This is a genomic window from Apibacter mensalis, from assembly GCF_001418685.1.
GTDB classification, from domain to species: Bacteria; Bacteroidota; Bacteroidia; order Flavobacteriales; family Weeksellaceae; genus Apibacter; species Apibacter mensalis.
In genome coordinates this window covers 93229-115356 of record NZ_LIVM01000001.1, presented here as the reverse complement: position 1 = coordinate 115356, position 22128 = coordinate 93229, and the positions used below count along the sequence as shown (strand labels likewise).

18 protein-coding genes are annotated in these 22128 nt (G+C 29.5%); 13 read left to right on the top strand and 5 right to left on the bottom strand.

What is annotated here, in order from left to right:
- Positions 1 to 25 precede the first annotated feature (25 nt).
- The gene (locus tag ASC36_RS10590) at positions 26 to 448 is read left to right on the top strand and encodes a hypothetical protein (protein ID WP_141656158.1); all 423 of its coding nucleotides are present in this window, start codon (positions 26 to 28) and stop codon (positions 446 to 448) included.
- Between the two features lie 166 nt (positions 449 to 614).
- Positions 615 to 1709 (top strand): O-antigen ligase family protein, encoded by a 1095-nt coding sequence (locus ASC36_RS00460; protein WP_167336858.1) that lies wholly within the window; start codon positions 615 to 617, stop codon positions 1707 to 1709.
- On the opposite strand, the gene ASC36_RS00455 is transcribed toward ASC36_RS00460, so the two are convergent.
- Entirely contained in the window at positions 1654 to 2760 is a 1107-nt protein-coding gene (locus ASC36_RS00455) for a glycosyltransferase (RefSeq protein ID WP_245630708.1), read from the bottom strand. The two genes, ASC36_RS00460 and ASC36_RS00455, sit on opposite strands and share 56 nt — an antisense overlap.
- A 148-nt stretch (positions 2761 to 2908) precedes the next feature.
- On the opposite strand from ASC36_RS00455, the gene ASC36_RS00450 reads away from it, so the two are divergent.
- The 6 genes from ASC36_RS00450 (at position 2909) to ASC36_RS00425 (ending at position 12765) form a co-directional block, all read left to right on the top strand.
- Positions 2909 to 4324: an exopolysaccharide biosynthesis polyprenyl glycosylphosphotransferase gene (locus tag ASC36_RS00450; protein ID WP_055424514.1), complete on the top strand. Its 1416-nt coding sequence runs from the start codon at positions 2909 to 2911 to the stop codon at positions 4322 to 4324.
- Between the two features lie 71 nt (positions 4325 to 4395).
- Entirely contained in the window at positions 4396 to 4791 is a 396-nt protein-coding gene (locus ASC36_RS00445) for a hypothetical protein (RefSeq protein ID WP_141656157.1), read from the top strand.
- A 222-nt stretch (positions 4792 to 5013) separates the two neighbouring features.
- On the top strand, positions 5014 to 9321 hold the full coding sequence (locus tag ASC36_RS00440) for a CusA/CzcA family heavy metal efflux RND transporter (RefSeq protein ID WP_055424512.1): 4308 nt from the start codon (positions 5014 to 5016) through the stop codon (positions 9319 to 9321).
- A 10-nt stretch (positions 9322 to 9331) separates the two neighbouring features.
- Positions 9332 to 10474, top strand: a complete 1143-nt coding sequence (locus tag ASC36_RS00435) for an efflux RND transporter periplasmic adaptor subunit (RefSeq protein WP_055424511.1) — start codon at positions 9332 to 9334, stop codon at positions 10472 to 10474.
- 253 nt (positions 10475 to 10727) lie between these two features.
- Positions 10728 to 11984, top strand: coding sequence for a putative DNA modification/repair radical SAM protein (locus tag ASC36_RS00430; protein WP_055424510.1), 1257 nt, complete (start codon positions 10728 to 10730; stop codon positions 11982 to 11984).
- A gap of 16 nt (positions 11985 to 12000) precedes the next feature.
- Positions 12001 to 12765 carry a TIGR03915 family putative DNA repair protein gene (locus tag ASC36_RS00425; protein WP_055424509.1) on the top strand — a complete coding sequence of 255 codons (765 nt, stop codon included), beginning with the start codon at positions 12001 to 12003 and terminating at the stop codon, positions 12763 to 12765.
- A gap of 61 nt (positions 12766 to 12826) precedes the next feature.
- Here the strand turns inward: ASC36_RS00425 and ASC36_RS10585 are convergent, their stop codons facing one another.
- Together ASC36_RS10585 and ASC36_RS00420 are read right to left on the bottom strand one after the other, a co-directional pair.
- Positions 12827 to 12997, bottom strand: coding sequence for a hypothetical protein (locus ASC36_RS10585; RefSeq protein ID WP_156332296.1), 171 nt, complete (start codon positions 12995 to 12997; stop codon positions 12827 to 12829).
- Between the two features lie 210 nt (positions 12998 to 13207).
- The gene (locus ASC36_RS00420; RefSeq protein ID WP_055424685.1) at positions 13208 to 15685 is read right to left on the bottom strand and encodes a TonB-dependent receptor domain-containing protein; all 2478 of its coding nucleotides are present in this window, start codon (positions 15683 to 15685) and stop codon (positions 13208 to 13210) included.
- Positions 15686 to 15928: 243 nt separating this feature from the next.
- Between ASC36_RS00420 and ASC36_RS00415 the strand changes: the two genes are divergently transcribed.
- The 4 genes from ASC36_RS00415 to ASC36_RS00400 all read left to right on the top strand — a co-directional run bounded on the left by ASC36_RS00415 (position 15929) and on the right by ASC36_RS00400 (position 18668).
- Positions 15929 to 16294, top strand: coding sequence for an NADH-quinone oxidoreductase subunit A (locus tag ASC36_RS00415; RefSeq protein ID WP_055424508.1), 366 nt, complete (start codon positions 15929 to 15931; stop codon positions 16292 to 16294).
- 38 nt (positions 16295 to 16332) lie between these two features.
- Entirely contained in the window at positions 16333 to 16881 is a 549-nt protein-coding gene (locus ASC36_RS00410; RefSeq protein ID WP_055424507.1) for an NADH-quinone oxidoreductase subunit B, read from the top strand.
- A 17-nt stretch (positions 16882 to 16898) separates the two neighbouring features.
- A complete protein-coding gene (locus ASC36_RS00405; RefSeq protein ID WP_055424684.1) occupies positions 16899 to 17393 on the top strand; it encodes an NADH-quinone oxidoreductase subunit C in 495 nt (164 codons plus the stop codon).
- A gap of 90 nt (positions 17394 to 17483) precedes the next feature.
- On the top strand, positions 17484 to 18668 hold the full coding sequence (locus ASC36_RS00400) for an NADH-quinone oxidoreductase subunit D (protein WP_394331981.1): 1185 nt from the start codon (positions 17484 to 17486) through the stop codon (positions 18666 to 18668).
- Positions 18669 to 18793: 125 nt separating this feature from the next.
- Here the strand turns inward: ASC36_RS00400 and ASC36_RS00395 are convergent, their stop codons facing one another.
- Both ASC36_RS00395 and ASC36_RS00390 read right to left on the bottom strand, forming a co-directional pair.
- A complete protein-coding gene (locus tag ASC36_RS00395; protein ID WP_055424506.1) occupies positions 18794 to 19468 on the bottom strand; it encodes a hypothetical protein in 675 nt (224 codons plus the stop codon).
- Between the two features lie 15 nt (positions 19469 to 19483).
- Entirely contained in the window at positions 19484 to 19801 is a 318-nt protein-coding gene (locus tag ASC36_RS00390; protein ID WP_055424505.1) for a heavy metal-binding domain-containing protein, read from the bottom strand.
- A 269-nt stretch (positions 19802 to 20070) separates the two neighbouring features.
- On the opposite strand from ASC36_RS00390, the gene ASC36_RS00385 reads away from it, so the two are divergent.
- Positions 20071 to 22116: a S9 family peptidase gene (locus ASC36_RS00385; RefSeq protein WP_055424504.1), complete on the top strand. Its 2046-nt coding sequence runs from the start codon at positions 20071 to 20073 to the stop codon at positions 22114 to 22116.
- Positions 22117 to 22128: the final 12 nt, after the last annotated feature.

Here is a 22128-nt window from a genome sequence, read left to right as displayed (position 1 = left end):
ATATGGAGTATTTAAAGACGGTTATATGTCGGATAAAAATAGGACAGAATTAAATGAAGCTCGCTTCGATGATCCCAATATAAAACAAGAATCTAAATCTGCAATAGTTCCACCACTTCCAACTAATACTTGGTATGGAGAAGCTATATCAATTTTATATGGTTTTGTGGTCGTTAATATACCCATAAATTCGTTTTTATCATTTTCTCCTCAAGTTATAATGTTTTCAATATGGCAATTAACCCTATTTGTAAACTTATTCATAAAATTTAAAAATAAATTGAAAGCCAATAATCAAGAAAATAATTATAACTGGGCATTTTATATTACATTTACTTTTTTTATTGTGCAAGGATTATTTGAGCCAGATTTAGGGTCTTCCATAAGGCATAAAGCAGGAATATTTCCTTTGATTTATTTTATTTTATTTTATGATGTTAAAAAATAAGAAACTTGAAAATATAAATTTTATTTTTTTATTATTAATTTTAAGTACAATAATATTTAGGTCAATTTGTACAATTATAATTATATTATATGTCGTATTCCAGATTTTAGTTTATAGTAAAGTAAAATTTGAATTTAAACTCAATTGGTTAATAATTATCTTGTCAATGCCTTTTCTGATTGAAGTTTTAATGTTTTGGAATAATGATTACAATTATTATGGATTAAAATCTTTGGAAAAAAAAATAATTTATTTGTTTTTACCTTTTTTTGCCCTTTCTTCTCTTATTAAAATAGATGTTTTTAAATTAATAAATTATTGGACAAAAATAATGTGCATAATTTTAATTTGCTTTTTAATTAGGTATGTTCTTTTTTATAAAGATAATTTAACAAATTATTTAAATGGAATTGATGTATGGGATATGGGATATAGTTTTGCGAGATCTATAGATAATAATCATGCGCCGGCGCTTAATCTAATAGTGTCTTTTTGTTGTGTAAGTGCTTTATATATTTTTTATAATATAAACCCAAAAAATTGTTATGAAAAAATCCTTAATTTCATTACCTATGTTATTTTATTGTGTTTTGTTTTTATAATTAATACCAGAATAGCTGTTTGCTGCTCAGTATTAGGTTCAATTTTTATAACCTTATATAGATTTAAATCTTCATTTACAATAAAACAGACAGTATTAATTACATCCTTAATTATTATATTCACAGTTATATTTATAAGCATTTTTCCCTATACTATAAAGAAATACACAACTGTTTCATTTGGAAATATGGATAAAATTGGTAAGCTTGATGAGATTGAAAATCCTGAAGGTGAAATTTATAATTCGTTAGTTACAAGATTAAGTATTTGGAAATCAGCTATTGATCTATCTAAAAGAAATATTTGGCTTGGGGTAGGAGCCTCTGATGGAAAAAGAAAATTATTTGATTACTACTACGAATCAGATCAAATGTTTTTATTTAAATATAAGTTTCCGATTCACAATCAATATTTAGACTATTTAGTTAGATTTGGGATTATAGGTTTAGTGATATTAATAGTATTTATGGCATCACCTCTTTATATAGGGTTTAAATTACATAATTCGTTAATAATCTTTTATTCTATATCCTTTATAATATCTAATATTACAGATGATTTTTTAATACGATTTGATGGAATAGTATTTAGCTGTATCTTCACTAGTCTATTTGGATATCTTTATTTAAGCAATCCAAATAAATATTCTTTAGAATAGTAAAATTTTTATTTAAATCAAAGTGTTCCATGCATCTTTTAAGTCCAGCTTTTCCCATTTGATCCCGTGTTGAAGTATCTTTTAGAATTTCTATATATTCTTGAATATCATTTTCGTTAGTAAATAAGAACCCGGTTTTTCCATGTAATACAATGTCCTTGTTTCCTTCTATGTTGGTTGCAAGTATAGGTTTTTGAAAAGTCATAGCTTCTAATGGAGCTATAGGTAAACCCTCCCAAAGTGAAGTTTGAATGTAAATATCCAATTGATTTAAATAGGTAAATATTTCTTCTCTATTAAGCCAACCAGTTATAGTTATATTAGGTGCAGAAATTGTTTTTCGTAATTCGCCATCACCAATCCAAATAAAATTAAGATTTGGATTATTTAATGCAATTTTATTAAATAACCAAGGATTTTTTATATAAGAAATTCTACCAACTATACCTATAGTTATGCATTGGTTATAAACTTTAGAAGGCTTAAATTTATTTAATATATATTCAATATTAATTCCATTTCTTACCAATAAGGCCTTACCCATTTTTTTTCCATATTCAAATTCACTATCTCCACAAGCAATTGTAATACCTCCTAAAAATTTGGTAGTAAATTTTTCTATATAATAATAAAATTGTTTTTTTATAAAAGAAATATCCTTTCGTAAAAAAGAATAACCATGAGGCGTATAAAAAACGATAGCTTTATTATAAAATAATGAAACAATTTTACCTAATATACCAGCTTTAGAAGAATGTAGGTGAATAATTTGTGGTTGTAAAGATTTGCAAAGTTTTGTTAACTCATATATACTTTTAAAATCTTTTAATGAAATTTCTTTATTCATATCTGATTCTATTAGTGTAACTCCGTTTGACAACTCTTTTTTTAAGTCTAAATTGGAAACTTCAGGACGTTTAGAACTATAAGCAATAGTAGTATCAAAAATCATATTATATTTTCCAAAAAAAATTGATAAATCTTTAATATAAGTATATACACCTCCACCCAGAGCTTCAACTATATGTAAAACTTTAATTTTTTCTATCATTAAATATTTTTTTTAAAATTTTTACGTTTACTATCTTAATATTAATATGGACTAAAAATAGAAAAAATAAAAAATATTTATTAAAGAAAAAATGATTATTTTTATTGAATGTAAAATTATTTTTTATTTTATGTAAATTTAAGGATGTATGAGGTATACTCGATATTCAAAAAATAGCTATATTTTGCAATTAATACTCGATTTAGTTTTTATAATCATCTTATTCTTTCATTATTTAAAAATCCAATATCATCATTTAGGTATCCACGTAGTATCATTTAATGGATTGTTAGATGCTCACTATAAAGTTTTAATATTATTTTTAATGAGTTGGTATTTTATTTCATTGAAAACACATCTCTATGAGATAAAAAGAAATACAGGTATTGGTTTAATTTTAAAGAATAATTTATATCAAATAGTTATTTTTAGTATCATAGCCTTTGCTGTTTCGGGTATAAAAAAAGATGATTTATTTTCAAATAGGGTAACCCTATTTTTTTTAATAACTCTTTTTTTATTTACATTTTTAACCAGAGCTGTTCTTTTTCTGTTTTTAAAAATATATAGAAGTTTAGGAGGTAACTATAGACGAGTTATTTTTGTTGATGAAAATAAAAATACTCATTCTTTTATCAAATTTTTATCCAAAAGAAAAGATTATGGATATATAAATTGTGGAAATTTTTTATCAAATGTTCAAGATGATATAAAGAAAAATATATATGAATTTGATTTAATTAAGCTAAAGTATTTTATATTAGAAGAAGAAATACAAATTATATTTTTTTCTTTAAATGGAAAACTACCTCACGATGTTCATGATGAACTGGTAATATTAGCACAAAAACTCCACATTGAAATCAGATTTATTCCAAGCACAGTATATGATTCATTTTATAGTTTAACTTTAGAATATTATGATACATTTCCAATATTGTTATTTAAAAAATTCCCCTTAGATGATAGTTGGAACCAGATTTTAAAAAGAATCTTTGATATATTATTTTCATTATTTGTAATCGTTTTTATCCTAAGTTGGTTATATCCACTTATAAGCGTAGCTATTTTGCTTGATTCAGGCAAGCCGGTTTTATATCTTCAAAAAAGAGTTGGATTTGGAGGTAAAATATTCCACTGTTATAAATTCAGAACGATGAAAAACAGTAAAGATAATGATATTAAAGCTACTGTAAAAGGTGATTCAAGAATTACCAAATTAGGTGGTATATTACGTAAATCTAGCTTAGATGAAATGCCTCAGTTTTTTAATGTTTTAAAAGGTAATATGTCTGTTGTTGGGCCCAGGCCTCATATGGTAGTTCAAGATAACTATTACAATGATCATTTATTGAAATACAGTCTTAGACATTATGTTAAACCTGGAATTACCGGTTTAGCTCAAGTTAAAGGTTTTAGAGGAGAAATAAACTCTAAGGAAGATATGCAGAAAAGGATAATTGCAGATGTATATTATGTTAGAAAATGGTCTTTTCTTTTAGATATAATAATTATCTTGGGTACTGTATTTAAAACTGTAGGGGGAGATAAGAAAGCTATTTAAATATAATATTATAATAAAATAGCATTTTAAATTGGTAATTTATTTTAATAAAATATCTAAATTTGTGATATTTGAAGACAGTTAGTAAAATATTTGTTTTTTTTGCTACTTTAGTGATTGTAGTACATTCCTTTGTGCCCCATCAACATAAGGTAAGATTTGAAATTGCTCTTCACGAATGTTTTTTAACTGAATCTAAAAATAATCATTCAACCCATATATTTGAGAAGCTTGAGGATATTATTAAACATATAAATTTAGGAGAAAAAAATTTAGACGAATTTAAATTATCAATTACTAATTATGAATTTTCTCAGAATTTAATTTATATAATTTCGGAATTTTTATCAAATATTAATTTTCAATTATGGAATTTGGTAAAAAAAGATTCTAATTATTACTATATCTTTTCTAAAATCTCATCAGAGAATTATTTAGGGAGTGGTTTGAGGGCTCCTCCTCTATAAAAAGTTAAAGAATACCACTATATTATAATTTACGGAAATAATCAAATTAATTAACTATTTTATACTCCGTAAATAAAATTATTACTCGTATAAAATAATTAATTTTCATTTATACTTAGTTGTTATTTACGTTAATAATAGCTCTTTAATTTAACTTTTAAGAAAGTCCATAACAAAGAGTTTAACTATACATTTCTATTCGTAATTCATAAAAATATAATCATGTTTCAAACTATAATTGAGTTATCAATAAAATATAAATTATTGGTTGCATTGGGTGTTATCATGTTGCTGGTGGGAGGTTTCAATTCTCTTCAACATATTAGCATAGACGCTACTCCGGATATAACCAATAATCAGGTTCAGGTAGTAACCACTTCACCAACTTTAGCACCACAGGAAGTCGAGCAATTAATAACCATACCCTTGGAGTCAGAATTAAGAAATATTCCGGGGGTTATGGAAGTACGATCCATTTCGAGATTCGGTTTATCTATTATTACAATAGTATTTAAAGAAAGCATACCCATTATACAGGCTAGACAGTTGGTTAAAGAACAGTTAGATATCGCTAAAAGTGATATTCCAAGTGGAATAGGAGAACCGCAATTAATGCCAATAACCACAGGATTAGGTGAAATTTGCCAATATATAATTAAAGTTGATTCTGGATATGAATCCACTTATACTATAGAAGAATTAAGGACAATTCAAGATTGGATAATTAAAAAACAGCTTAATGGAATCGAAGGGATTATAGAAATTTCAAGTTTTGGAGGAAAAGTAAAAGAATATGAAGTTGCTGTAAATCCTATTTCATTACAAAATTATCATATTACTTTAGAAGAAGTTTATAATGCATTAGAGAAAAATAATCAAAATTCAGGGTCAGGTTATATTCAACAAAAACAACATTTATTTTATATCCGAACAGAAGGAAGGCTAAAAAATTTTCAAGATATTGAGAATACTGTTGTTGCAGTAAAAGAACAAGTACCAATAAAAATTTCAGATATAGCAAAAGTAAAATATGCTTCAGCTCAAAGATTTGGAGCTATGACTATGGATGGAAAGGGCGAAGTGGTTGGAGGAATCACATTAATGTTAAAAGGGGAAAATTCTTATAAAACAGTTCACAATGTGAAAGAAAGAATTAATAAAATAAAAAAGACATTACCGAAGGGATTAGATATATATATCTATTTGGATAGAGCCAATCTCATTGAAAAAACCATCTCGACTGTTAAAAAGAATCTAATGGAAGGAGGGATTATAGTAATTTTTGTGGTAATTATCTTATTAGGGAATATAAGGGCAGGGCTAATTGTAGCGTCAATTATTCCTCTTTCCTTATTATTTGCTCTGATAATGATGGACCTATTAGGAATTTCTGCAAATTTACTTTCATTAGGGGCTATAGATTTTGGAATTGTCGTGGATGGGGCAATTATAATAGTGGAATCGGTCATTTATGTTTTACATACAAAATATTTAGGAAGAAATCTTACTCAAAAACAATTAGATGAAGTAGTATCTAAAACGGCAGGAGAAATATATAAATCAGCAGCTTTTGGAATCATTATTATCATACTGGTTTTTATTCCGATTATGACTTTAAAAGGAATAGAAGGTAAAATGTTTAGACCCATGGCTATCGTCATTAGTTTTGCCATTGTAGGAGCACTTATACTTTCTTTGACCTATGTACCTGTGTTAACTAGCATTTTTCTCAGTAAGAATATTGAAAACAAAGCAACTTTTGCAGATAAAATTATAAATAAGCTAAAGTCAATTTATCTGCCTGTTTTGGAAAAAGTATTGCAAATACCCTATATCCTGATTGGATGCGTTTTTTTAATCTGGCTTTTATTCGTATTTGTTTTTGCTAATATGGGGGCTGAATTTGTTCCGACCTTGAAAGAAGGAAATATAGCGATGCAGATGACCATTCAGCCCGGAAGCTCATTAGAGGAAAGTATACGTACCACAACAAAGGTTGAAAAGATAATTAAAAATAACTTTCCGGAAGTACTGCATGTAATTTCAAAAATAGGAACAGCTGAGGTTCCAACGGATCCTATGGGAATAGAAGATTCAGATATTATGATTGTTTTAAAAGAGAAAGATCAATGGGTATCAGCAAAAACACAAGAGGAATTAGTGGCTAGAATAAAAGAAAAAATATCGGCAATACTTGGAGCAACTTTTGAATTTTCTCAGCCCATACAGTTAAGATTTAATGAGCTGATGACCGGAGCAAAGTCAGAGGTAGTAATTAAAATTTTTGGAGAAGATTCAGGAGAATTAAAAAAGTTAGCAGATCGATCCGCTAAGATTATAAAAAAAATAGATGGAGCAGTAGATGTAAAAGTAGAGCAAACCGAAGGATTAAAACAAATGAAAATAAGTTATGATAGGAATAAATTGGCACAATACGGATTAGATATTAACACATTAAATCAGGTTATAAAATCTTCAATAGCAGGTTTAAAGGCAGGAGTTATAGTAGAAGGTGAACGCCGTTTTGATTTGGTGGTACGATTAGATGAAAAATATAGAAAAAGTTTGAATTTAGAACAATTATATATACGTACGGCTGCTCATAATCTGATTCCTATTTCTGAAGTGGCATCCGTGAATTTTGAAACAGGACCAATGATGATTTCTAGAGAGCAAGCTCAAAGGAAAATACATATTAATGTAAATGTACGAAATTCAGATATAGCCACCTTGGTACAAAAAATTCAATCAAAATTAGAAGAAAATGTGAAATTACCACCAGGATATACTATTGAATATGGAGGAGCCTTTAAAAACCTTAAAGAAGCTACCTCTCAATTGAGCATCGCAGTTCCCATAGCTTTATTGATTATAATGGTATTATTATATGCAACTTTCAAAAGCTTTAAATATGCATTATTAATTTTTACATCAGTGCCCTTAGCCTCCATAGGAGGAGTTATTGCCTTGTGGATTCGAGGATTGCCATTCAGCATTTCAGCAGGAGTAGGTTTTATTGCTCTTTTCGGTGTTGCTGTATTAAACGGAATAGTTTTGGTAAGCGAATTAAATAGATTAAAAAAATCGGGTAAACATACTTCTCTCAAGGAAATAATAAAAAAAGGAGGAATAAACCGTTTACGTCCGGTAGTTATGACAGCGGTGGTAGCAACCTTAGGCTTTTTTCCTATGGCTTTGTCAACTTCAAATGGAGCTGAAGTACAAAGACCTTTGGCCATAGTTGTTATCGGAGGTCTTATAACATCTACTTTATTAACCCTATTGGTGGTTCCGGTCCTATATTATGTATTTGAAAATAAAAATTTTAAGAAGAATAAAAACCCGAAAATAATTATAATACTAATAATTTTCTTGGGGAGTATTTGTTCTGTTAGCGCACAAAAAAAAGTTTCTCTTTCCAATCTTATTGAACGAGCTTACCAAGAGAATAGGGAACTTAAATCAAGTGAATTACAAATTCAGAAAGAAAAGTTGGAAAAAAAATATGCCTATACTCTCAATTCTACTTCTATGACCATAGGATACGGACAATTTAACAATAGCAAAGCAGATTATCAGTGGGAGGTAACACAAAATTTAGGAAATATATTTTCACAAACTAAAAAAAAGAGTCTTGTTGATAGCCATTTAGAATGGCTTACTGCTAAATCATCTTTACAAAAACATATAATTGCCTTTCAATTAGATAAATTATATAATCAATGGATTTACTTGTTAGAAAAGAAAAATTTATTAATGCAAATAGATTCCATATACCAAGAAGGATTAAAAAAAGCTGAATTAAAATATATAAAAGGAGAGACGGATTATATGGAAAAACAATTTTTTAAGGCGGAATTAGAACAAATAATTCAACTAAAAGCAATAAATGAACAAGAAAATATGGAGGTTGAAAACAAAATATACTCTTTATGTGGAATAAGTGCAGATAATAATCTTTTACCACTCAATCAATTTAATAAATTAGAACTGAAAATCTTATCGGATAGTTTAGATTTTATATATCTTAATGAGTTAGATAAAGAACTGGAAGTTAGTAATAAAATCTTAGTTTTAGAAAAAGCCAAACGATTACCTGAGTTTTCCATAGGCGGGCTAATGCAAAGCATAGAACACAGCTACAGTTATTACGCGGGAGTCATCAGTTTAAGTATTCCTATATTTAATAATGAATACAAAAAACTTAAAGAACAGACTCTTCTTGAAAAGAAAAATGTTGATTATAAAAGAAAGGAAACTATACGAAATTTAAATTTGAAAATCAAACAACTAAGAAACCGGAAAAATTTTTTAGATAAGGAATTAAGCATTTTTGGTTTTTCCCATTCAGAAGAATTGCAAAAAATGATAAAAATAGCGACGATTAAATATCGATATGGGGAAATTGACTATTTACAATATTGCAGTATATTAAAAACATCTATAGATGCTCATACAACCTATTTAGATTTAGTAAATAATTACAATCAAACCCTAATTGAGCTGAACTATTTAACCCAACCCAATTAATTTATTTATTATGAAAATAACGATCTACATAAACCTGCTCTCTATTGTACTGATATTTTATTATTCCTGTTCTTCGAAAAATAAAGAAAATTTTATTGAAAATGAGTCCCAAGCACAATCAGCCCTTACCTTAAATGAGGAACAAATCAAAACCAATGGTATTAAATTCGGTAAAGCCAAGTTACGTGCTATGGAATTTAAAATTATGGTTACCGGGATTATTCATGCCTTACCCCAAAATAAGGCATCTGTACATAGTAAAGTAGAAGGATTCATTGGAAAAATAAATTATATATCCGGAGATTATGTTCGCAAAGGACAAGTATTAGCAACTGTAAGTAATCCATCATTTATTATTTTACAGAAACAATTTTTAGAAAGTTATTATAACATGAATTTGGCTTATAAAGATTATCTACGAAAGAAAGCCTTATTAGAAAGTGATGCAATTAGTAGAAAATCTTATGAACAATCATTAGCTCTATATCAAGTTTCAACTGCAGAATATGAAAGCCATAAATCAGAATTACAATTACTGGGATTTACACCCAATACTATAATTAAAACAGGAAAAATTAATCCGGAATTGAAAATTATAAGTCCTTTAAACGGCTTTATACAAGCGAAGGAAATTTCTCCCGGTAAACAAATAACTACTATGGATGAGCTTTTCTTAATAATCAATCAGGATAAAATTTATGTTGAATTAAATGTTCCATCAAAATATGCTTCAACTCTCTATATAGGGCAGAAAATTGAATTTACATGGCCCGATATTAAAGATACTATAAAAGGAGTCCTTCATAACATAGGAAAAGTAACTAATACAGAAAATAACACCATACAAGTTCATGCAGATATTCAAACAAAATTACCTGCTACTAATTTTTATGAGAATAGATTTGTAAATGCTTATATAATCAGTGAAAACAGTGAGGTACTGACAGTGCCAAAAGAGGCTGTTTATGAAGAAGAAGGTAAAAATTATGTATATAGTAAAAAAGGAGATCAAGTAGAACGTAAAGAAATAATAACAGGAATCTCAAATACTAATTATGTAGAAGTAAAAAATTTAGACCCTAATCAAGAGATTGTAATTTGCGGGGCTTATTATTTACAATCAGGAGAAATGGAGCCAGGACATAACCATTAATTAGAAGAGTAAGTAAACTTAATGATTTGATAAATTAATTTTTTATAATTTACAATATATCGGGGAATATAGATCCAAATTTATATTAAATAACTCCTATTCAACATAAAATCATGGAATTAGTGTTCCATGATTTTTACTTGCAGGTTAGTCTAAATAAAATTTTGCTTAAATGGGTGTTTATTAAACATTTAAGTTTCTTTTATGATTTAAAATTTCATTGAAAATAGCAGTATTTTTAACTTTGTTATATATGAATGAACAAATTATCAATAAACTCGCAATTTTGGCAGAATCAGCTAAATATGATGTTTCTTGTTCCTCAAGCGGAGTTGGACGAAAGAGTAAAGTTGGGGGTATAGGATCAACTTCATCTTCAGGAATTTGTCATACATTTACTGAAGATGGACGGTGTGTTTCCTTACTAAAAATAATGATGACCAATTATTGCATGTACGACTGTGCTTATTGTATCAGTCGTAAAAGCAATGATATTAAACGAGCATCTTTTAGTGTTAAGGAATTGGTAGAGTTAACCCTGGAATTTTATAAAAGGAATTATATAGAAGGTTTGTTTCTAAGCTCTGGAATAGTTAAAAATCCTGATCACACTATGGAAAGAATGATACGGGTAATTAAAGAACTCCGCACAGTGCATAGATATAATGGATATATCCACATGAAAAGCATACCGGGTGCCAGTAAAGAATTAGTTACTCAAGCAGGATTGTATGCGGATAGGCTCAGTGTAAACATCGAAATTCCAACAGAAAAAAATCTTAAATTTTTAGCTCCCGAAAAAGATCATAAGAGTGTATTTGCACCTATGAAGTACATTCAAAACGGGGTTTTAGAATATAAAGAAGAAAAGAAAAAATATAAATCCATCCCTAGATTCACCCCTGCAGGGCAAAGTACACAAATGATTATTGGTGCAACTAATGAAACTGATCAGGATATTTTGAAGGTTTCTTCGCTTTTATATATGCAGTCAAGTATGAGAAGGGTGTATTATTCGGGATTTATACCGGTTAATCCTTATGACAACAGGCTACCCGTATTGCAACAAGCTCCTTTGGTCAGAGAAAATCGATTATATCAAGCCGATTGGCTGATGAGGTTTTATCAATTTACGGCTGATGAAATAATTGATGATAAAAACCCCAATCTTGATTTGGAAGTAGATCCAAAATTAGCATGGGCACTACGCCATCCCGAAATGTTTCCCATAGATGTAAATTCAGCAGAATATAGACAAATATTACGTGTTCCCGGCATAGGAGTTAAATCGGCTAAATTGATAATGGCTTCTCGTAGGTTTGGTAAATTAGATATGTATCAACTAAAAAAAATCGGTGTTATCATAAAAAGAGCTCAATATTTTATTACATGTAGAGATTCCTTTGGAATAACAATTAATGAAATTAAGCCCGAATATTTAAAGAAAATACTTATAAGTAAAAAGCACAATACAAAAAATTCTAATCAAATTTCTTTGTTATTTCCCTAATAAGCAATAAAAAGTGATGATTATATTTTCTTACGATAAAACGTTAGATGGGCTTTTATGTGTAATTTATGAAGCATACCAAAGAAAAATATTTCCTGAAATGTTAATTCAATCGGGGGAAATACCCCCACTATTTGTTGATCAATTATTGGAAATACAGACACGAGATGAAATTGTTTCGAAAACTTGGGGTTATTTGGAAAAAAAAATGCCTAAAGAATCGATCAATATGATGCATGCTGTTTGGTTATCAGAGCAAAACGAAAGAGATTGGTTACTATATAAGTATATAAAAAAAGCCATAGACAGTAGATTTACCGGTCACACCGATTTTAGAGATGAGGTAGTTATAAGTATTAATGATTTAGCAAAAAAAGTATATAAAGAAGGCTACAATTGGAAACAATTTGTGAGGTTTAAGAAGTCGAAAGACGGAATCTATTTTGCTCCGGTTTATCCTATTTATAATAGTTTACCTCTTGCTATTCCCCATTTTAAAAATAGATTTTCTTCCCAGCCTTGGATTATTTATGATTTAAATCGCGATTATGGATTTTATTACGATACAAAGAAAGTGATCCAAATGACCTTGGAAAGAGATAATGAATATTTTAATTCGAAAAAAATTAATGAAAATTTATTAGATCCTAAAGAAATCCTTTTTCAAGAATCATGGAAAAAATACTATCAAGCTCTAACTATAAAAGAGAGAATTAACCTAAAACAACAAAAACAGCATATGCCTAAACGGTATTGGCAATACCTTACGGAGATGCAATAAGTATAAAGAATAATATTTAAATTTACCTATATTTATTATTTCAAAATTATTAATAATAAAATTATTTTTTTCTTAATTTTTTCAATTTATTTAACCAAATATTCTGTAGATTTATAAACATTAATGACTTTCCTTTTTCTTCCTTTTTGAAATTGAATAGGGTGGTTTCCAATTTCTTAGAACATTCATGGGGTGAATAGAAAGTAGCGTTATATTTTACAGAAAGAATCATATATTTAATTTCATTTCTGAAAATATAAATAGATCCGGATAAATAGAAAACAAATAATATAATATCCTATAATTATCCTAGCCATAAATATATATCATTAATTTAATACCTTAAATTAAAGTTTTTATATCTAGTACTAATTTAAAGCAAAAAAACTACCTGCTAAGCAGATAGTTTTATAGTTAAACTAAAAGTTATTTTAAAAAAAAATTAGAATTTGTATGAAAGTTGAAGTTTATAGTTTCTAGGATCGATTTGATTTATAAAACCTCCTCTATAATAGGAAGTATAACCAATTTTGTCAAATATATTATTAAAGAATAATTTTAAACCAACTTGTTTATATGTATACCCCAATTGAGCATTAACCGTTGTATAATCCGGCATATTAAACGGTTTGATACCCGGAGTAGTCCCGTGTCCATCAGTTCTTAGGTTTGAACTGTAGTCATTAATCGGACGATCACCAACATAATAAATTCCTACTCCCAAAACAAGATTTTTTAATGTTCCTTTATTAAATAAATATTGTACCCATCCGTTGGCTGTGGTATAAGGAGCATTCATAGGCCTGGAACCGTTTACATAAGCAACACTGTTTTTGTATTGAACATCTGAATAAGAATATCCTAAAATTATTTGTAAATTTTCCAGAATATGTCCATTTGCTTCAATCTCAACACCGTTTCTTCTTAGATCACCTGCTTTAGTGAAAAATCCTGTTCCCACTCCATTTTCATATATCTGATAAGAAATATCATTATTTTTTATAAAGTAATACGTAACGTTGAAATCCAATTTTTTATTAAACCAATCGGATTTTACACCTACTTCAAATTGATTGGTAACCGAAGATCCTATAGTACCTCCATCTTGAGTAGGATTACTTGCTGAACGTAAATTGGTTGTAGTAGCATAATTTCCAAAAAGACTTATATTTTTCAAAGGATTAACCATAATTCCTATAAAAGGGTCCCATGCTTCATTAGCAGCTCCCACATTTGGTTTTTTAGCATCTTGACTAAAACGCAATCCAACATTAGCTCTAATATATTCATTAATTTCAACTGCATCCTGGATCATTATCCCAAAAACTTCAGATTCGCTTGAACTGGTTAAAGCTATTGCATCAAAAGAAGACTTATTAATTCCTTTGGGTAATACATTAGGGATCTTATCAAAAATATTTATTACATCTATATTTATTGATCTATCAATAGCCGGAAGTCCTGTTTTAGGATCAACGATTACTTTTCCGTATTTATCCTTTCTGTATTTTCCATGAGTGATGTTATTCGTATTATTAATTTTATAATCAAATCCTGTTTGGAAAGTATGTTTAATCTTACCGGTATATAAATTTTTTCCGATTAAGTCAATTTGTATTACCTTGTTTTTATCTTCACCTTCAGACCAAGTTAAGGTTCTTGAACGTCTTGTGAAATCGGAAACTTTTTTACCTGTAACTTCATCTACATAGGTATAAGGACTAGCCAAAGAGCCTAATCCATAAGATTCTTCATTGTTTATTGAGGCTGCATATAAAGCGCGTAAGCTTAAAACACCATTTAATTTTCGAATAAATTTAGCGCTGTATGTGGTAGTCTTAGTATTTTTATTATCTGTTGCCCAACCATAAAATTTGTGTGTAGTATCTAATAAATTATTTCTATCAGAATCGGTTGAATTTACAGTACCTCTGTCCGGAGTAATATTATTATTAATATAATCCAATTCAAGAGTAACAGTTGTTTTGTCATCAGGTCTCCATTCAAAGGATGGATTTACATAAACCCTATTATTATCTACCCTGGGTTTATAGCTGTCCGCTCTTTGATAAGCTCCATTTAAACGAAACGCAGCAGTACCCTTTTTATCTAATACGGTTTGATAGTCAAAAGTCGGTCTGAATAATCCCCAGCTTCCGGTTTCGATAGCAACATTTCCTCCGGTCAAAAATAATGGGGTCTTAGTTACTACATTGATCACTCCTCCCGGACTTCCCAATCCATTTCCAATACCTTGAGTTATAGCCGCTGAACCCCGTAAAACTTGAATATTCGATACTCCCTGCATGTCGGTTAATAGAGAAGCAGATCGAAAATCTGAATCGACCTGTACCCCGTTTTTCAAAACAGGAGTTCCACGATATCCTCTGATAGACATACTTTCAGAGGCACCGCCATAAGTTCCGAATAAATTAACTCCCGGTACGTTTCTAACAGCATCGGTGATAGTAAGAGCTCCCTGTTCGTCAATAATTTCACTTGAAATCACAGAGATATTCTGAGGTAATTCTCTTGGAGCAACCGGTAAACGTGTAATCATATCTAAACCATGTATTTGCTTAGTTCCATATATAGTAACGTCATCAATATCTCCTTTTCCATATAAAGTTATGTTTATTTCTTTAACTTCATCAGGTTTAAGAATAATAGATTCTTTATAATCATTGAATTTAGGAGAAGAAACAATCAGCGTATGAAATCCTTCACTTAATTCCGATATTTCAAAAAATCCGGATTGATTGTTAATCTCAAAAATTTTTTCACCGTCAATGTAGATGATTGCTTTTTTAACAGGCTTGCCTTCTACGTCAAATAAATATCCTTTAATCCCTGATATATTTTGTGCTAATAGAAGCTGTCCTAAACATAAAAGAACAAAAACTATGTATGTTTTTTTCATAATATTTTTATTTTTAGGCAAATATAATTTTAATTTAGACCAATTACAAATAATGTGCATATTTTATTTTATCTTTTTTATTATATAGTTCAAATACAGCATTATAAGTTTATTTTCAGGGTGTATTATTTATAAATTCACTAATGAATAATTGGGTGATGTTTACAGGGTTAAATAGAGATCAACTCTAAAAAATATATTAACTTTGCAATCTAAATCAGAAAGTAGAATAAATTAGAAAGGATGAGTTTACCAGTAGATTATGTCCCTGTGCTTATACAGGTTGCAGTTGCTTTGGGTTTCAGTATACTAGCACTGGTCGGTTCAGCAATGTTAGGATCGAGAGTACACGGAAAAGTAAAGGATGACACCTTTGAGTGCGGGATAGCTTATGAAGGAGATGCCCGTTCGCCTTTTTCAGTTAAGTATTTTTTAACAGCAATATTATTTGTACTGTTTGATATTGAAATAATCTTTTTTTATCCGTATGCGTTGAATATCAGGGATTTTGGAGTTGAAGGCTTTTTAGCAGTATTAACCTTTATTTCTGTTTTTCTATTGGGATTTGTATATGTTGTTAAAAAAGGAGCTTTAGATTGGGAGAAATAGTAATAAAATCTCTATTTTAAATATTTTTAAAAAAAGACATGGCAGAAAAAAAAGTTAAGATTGTTGATGCTCCTGAAGGAGTAAGTGGGCCCGGATATTTTGCCGGAAGTTTTGATAAAATTATAGGATTGGCAAGGTCATACTCTTTGTGGCCGTTACCGTTTGCCACGTCTTGTTGCGGTATTGAATTTATGGCTATCCAAGCTGCCAATTATGATTTATCACGTTTTGGAGCAGAAAATATGTGCTTTTCACCAAGACAAGCAGATCTTTTAATGGTATGCGGAACGATTTCCAAAAAATTAGCTCCGGTATTAAAACGGGTTTATACTCAAATGGCAGAGCCCAAATGGGTGATGGCAGTGGGAGCCTGTGCTTCCAGCGGTGGAATTTTTGATACCTATTCTGTGTTACAAGGAATTGATAAAGTTATACCTGTAGATGTATATGTGCCCGGTTGTCCTCCCAGGCCAGAACAAATCATTGAGGGTTTTATGCAGATACAAGAAATAGCTAGAAATGAAAGTTTAAGACGCAGAGAATCTGCAGAATATAAAGAGTTGTTAAAATCATATGAAATATCTTAATTATGGAAGGAAAAATTATAGATAATCAAATGGTATTACAACTCATAACGGATGAGTTCGGTGATGGTATTATAAGGGCTTATGAACCGGATGGAATACTTACCCTTGAAATAAAAAAAGATATTGTACTTAGTTTATTAAAATTTATTAAAAATCATGATATTAAAATTGATTTTTTAACAGATGTATGTGGAATACATTATCCTAATAATAAAGGTTTCGAATTAGGGGTTATTTATCATCTACATAGTTTTATAAATAATTTTAGAATAAGAATTAAAGCATATTTTTCAATAAATAATCCTGAAATTGATTCAATTACCTCTATTTATTCTGCAGCTAACTGGCAGGAAAGAGAGACTTTTGATTTTTACGGAATAGTATTTAAAGGGCATCCCAACCTTACAAGAATATTAAACAGTGATGACATGGACTATCATCCTCTTTTAAAACAATATACGCTCGAAGATACTACTCGTACTGATAAGAACGATGCCATGTTCGGTAGATAATAAGTAAAATAAATAAGTTAGAATAAAAAAATGTCTGAACAAAAAAATATTAGTGATTTGATAGATTCATCAAATTCGGTGGACAAATACATGGTGAGGGAACAAGTTGATGGAGAATTACAAAAAATAAATTTAGGACCTACACACCCATCGACACACGGTATATTTGAAAATAAAATATTGATGGATGGAGAAAGGATTGTTTCAGCAAAATCCACAGTTGGATATATCCACCGTGCATTTGAAAAAATATCCGAAAGAAGAACTTATTCGCAAATTACTACCTTAACCGATAGACTTAATTATTGTTCATCACCTATCAATAACATGGGATGGCATATGACGATGGAAAAATTTTTGGGCATAAAAGTTACCAAAAGAATTGATTATATGCGTATCATTATCATGGAGTTGGCAAGAATTGCAGACCATTTAGTGTGCGATTCAGTAATGGGGGTTGATACAGGAGCTCTAACCGGATTTACTTATGTTTTTCAGGATAGAGAAAAAATATATGACTTGTATGAACAGGTTTGCGGAGCTCGAATGACTACTAACATAGGTAGAATAGGAGGATTTGAACGAGATTTTAGCCCTAAATTCCATCAATTGATTAAAGAATTTATTGCCGAATTTCCAAAAAGACTTGAAGAATTTGCTAATTTATTGGAAAGAAACAGAATCTTTATGGATCGTACGATCGGTGTAGGAGGAATCTCAGCAGAAAGAGCATTAAATTATGGATTCACAGGACCTAATTTACGAGCAGCAGGAGTTGATTATGATGTAAGAGTAATGAGTCCATATTCTTCTTATGATGACTTTGATTTTATTATTCCCATTGGAACTTCAGGAGATGCTTACGATCGATTTATGGTGCGTTTGCAAGAAATGAGAGAAAGTTTCAAATTGGTTAAAAATGCCTACGAAAATTTACCTGAGGGTAATTATCATGTAGATGTGCCTGAATATTATCTTCCGGATAAGCCGGATGTCTATACCAATATGGAAGCACTTATTTATCATTTTAAAATCATTATGGGAGAAACCGATATACCAACCGGTGAAGTTTTTCACTCTGTAGAAGGAGGAAATGGTGAATTAGGATTTTATATGGTTAGCGATGGCGGAAGAAGTCCTTACAGGTTACATTTTAGAAGACCTTGTTTTATATATTATCAAGCCTATCCGGAATTAATTAAAGATCAAATGTTATCGGATGCAATCATAACTTTAGGAAGCTTAAATGTCATTGCAGGAGAATTAGATGCATAAAGGTTACGAAACATAAATAATTGGTATAAAATACAGAAACTCTCATTATTGAGAGTTTTTTTTACACTTAAAAAGAACAATACTAAGAAAATAAAGGAAGATTAGAATTCATAAATTACAGAATATCAATAATGAACCTTAATATAGTTAAGGAAAATTGTTCGATAGAATTCACTATCTTTATTAATAGGAATAAACATATAAATAATCATATGGTCAGAATCTAATTTGTATAAATAAAAACTGTCTTTAATAGGATTATATTCCGATTTGATACAAGTTTTAGGGAGTTTATCAGTCTCATTCTTTGGAAAAAGAATTTTGGAAAGCTCAGAAATAGATTCAGTCATTAAAAGACCACTTTTTTTATCGAATGCGAAACATCCTGTGTAACTATCATTAGTTGAAAATGGCTTTTTAATAAATAAGTGAGTAAGATAATTGAATTCTAAAGTTTCATTAATTTCATAATTAATCCACTGATCGAAATTTTTTCCAGAGTAATCCGAAACAGATTTTAAAGTCCATGCACCATGTAAATCTTTTATATTAAACTTTTTTTGCGTTCTTTTTTTTAAATATTGTAAAACATCTTCGCGGACTTCATAACTGAATTTATCAGGATTAGCTTCCATTTCATAAACAGATCCGGATGCAAGGTCTTTAAAACTTCTTTTTACATATTTTCCACGGGTGTCTTTTTTTATTTCGAAAAGAATAGTAGCATTTTGATGATCTAATTCCATTTGGGAATATGTATAGACGCTCCAAAAAAGAAAAAAAATTATAATTAATTTCATAAATAATAGGATTTTTTAAATTATTACAACAGTACCACAAATGGAAACCATTAACATACTGCCTTTAGCACCTAAAGTTTCATAATCAATATGAATTCCAAATACAGCGTTAGCTCCTAATTGTACCGCATTTTCTTCCGGCTCTTTCAAAACGATTTGCCTAGCTTCAACCAGAACTTTTTCATAGGCGTTAAATCGACCACCGAAAAAATCAGTAAGGTTGGCTTTAAAATCTTTAATAAAATTAGCGCCAATAATGGTTTCCCCGGTGACGATCCCTTTGTACTCTTTGACAGTCAACCCTTCAAAAGAGTTAGTCGTAGTTAAAATCATTGACTTTTAAATTTAAAAGTTGCATGTAAATATAAAAGTATTCTGATAATTACAAAACAAAAAGCTTTAATCAATTAATTTATGAATAGATGATTACTACATATCCATAATCAAATAGTATCAGCCTTATTAGTTATATAAAATTGACAACTAATTTCAAATAAACACCTCATTATTTCAATTGAAAAAGCTTTCAAAGAAAAAGATATATATAATTGTCTTTCTATATTTTTACCCTTAATTTTGATGCTGATATAAATGAAGTATATATGGAGGCACCTATAGCAAAAAAAATATCTAAAAAATTAATTACTCATAACGATATAAGAATTGATAACTATTATTGGCTAAATGATAGAGAAAACCCTGAAGTTATAAAATATTTGGAGGCAGAAAATGCTTATACTAAAGAGCAGATGAAATCTACTGAACATCTACAAAACGAATTATTTGAGGAGATGAAATCCAGGATAAAAGAAGAGGATCAATCCGCACCTTATAAATTTAATCAATATTGGTACGCGACCAAATATATAAAAGGTGGAGAATATCCCATATATATCAGAAAAAAAGAATCCTTGGATGCTAAAGAAGAAATTATGTTTGATGTCAATGAAATGGCTATTGGACATAAGTTCTACCAAATTGGAAGTGTTAGTGTTAGTCCGGATAATACAATGGCCTGTTATTCAGTTGACACAGTTAGTCGAAGAATTTACACCATTCGAATTAAAAATTTAATAACAGGGGAATTACTTTCCGATGAATTAAAGGATACAACAGGAAATGTAGTATGGGCAAATGATAACCGAACCATTTTTTATTCCGTTCAAGATCCAAAAACCTTACGTTCATCAAAAATATATAAACATATTTTAGGAACAACACAAAAGGAAGATCAATTGATATTTGAGGAATATGATGAAACTTTTAATGTATATGTTACAAAAACAAAATCTTTAAAATATATAATTATAGGATCAGGAAGTACCTTGACGGATGAGTATAGATTCATTCCTGCCGATAACCCTGGAGCAGAATGGAAAATATTTCAAGAAAGAATAAGAGGGTTGGAATATTCATTTGATCATTATGAAGGCTTTTTTTATATTCTCACTAATAAAGATGGGGCGACTAATTTTAAAATAATGAAGACTCCTATAACTGATACTGCAATTGAGAATTGGATTGAAGTAATTCCACATAATGAGAAAATCTTACTGGAGGGGTTTGAACTATTTAAAAATTATTTAGTTACCGAAGAACGTGAACGAGGTTTAACTCATATAAAAATTAAAAGTTGGGATCATTCCGTTAATTATGAGATACCTTTTGAAGAAGAAGTTTATACAGTAGGAACTTCTGTTAACAGAGATTTTGATACTGAAATTATTAGATATCGTTATACTTCAATGACGACACCATGGAGTGATATAGATTTTAATATGCACACCAAAGAAAAAAAAGTATTAAAAGAGCAAGAAATTCTAGGTAATTTTAATAAAGATAACTATGTAACTAAAAGAATGTGGGCCCAGTCAAGAGATGGAGTGAAAATACCTTTGTCCTTAGTGATGAAGAAAAATACACAACCGTCTAAAAACACCCCATTATTATTGTATGCCTATGGGGCATATGGATATTCTATGGATGCAACTTTTAGCTCCATACGGTTGTCCTTGTTAGATAGGGGCTTCATTTATGTAATTGCTCATGTAAGAGGTGGGGAAGACTTGGGAAGACCTTGGTATGAAGATGGAAAAATGTTAAAAAAGAAAAATACATTTTTCGATTTCATTGATAGTGCTAAATATTTAATAGATAAAGGATACACTTCTTCCGATCATTTATATGCCAATGGAGGAAGTGCCGGTGGATTATTAATAGGAACGGTAATTAATTACTCACCTAAGCTATTTCATGGAGTAGTAGCAGATGTCCCATTTGTAGATGTAATAACTACTATGCTGGATGAAAGTATTCCGTTAACAACTGGAGAATACGATGAATGGGGTAATCCAAATGAGATAGAATATTATACATATATGAAATCATATTCTCCCTATGATAATGTTGAAAATCAAGACTATCCCCATATGTTGGTGACAACCGGTTTACATGATTCTCAAGTACAATACTGGGAACCGGCTAAATGGGTTGCAAAACTCAGGGATATGAAAACAGATTCTAATCTTTTATTACTCCAAACCAATATGGATGCAGGTCATGGAGGATCAAGCGGTCGTTTTGAATCCTTAAAAGAAGTAGCATTAGAGTATGCATTTTATTTATTTTTAGAAAAAAAATTAAATTAGTTAATGATCGTA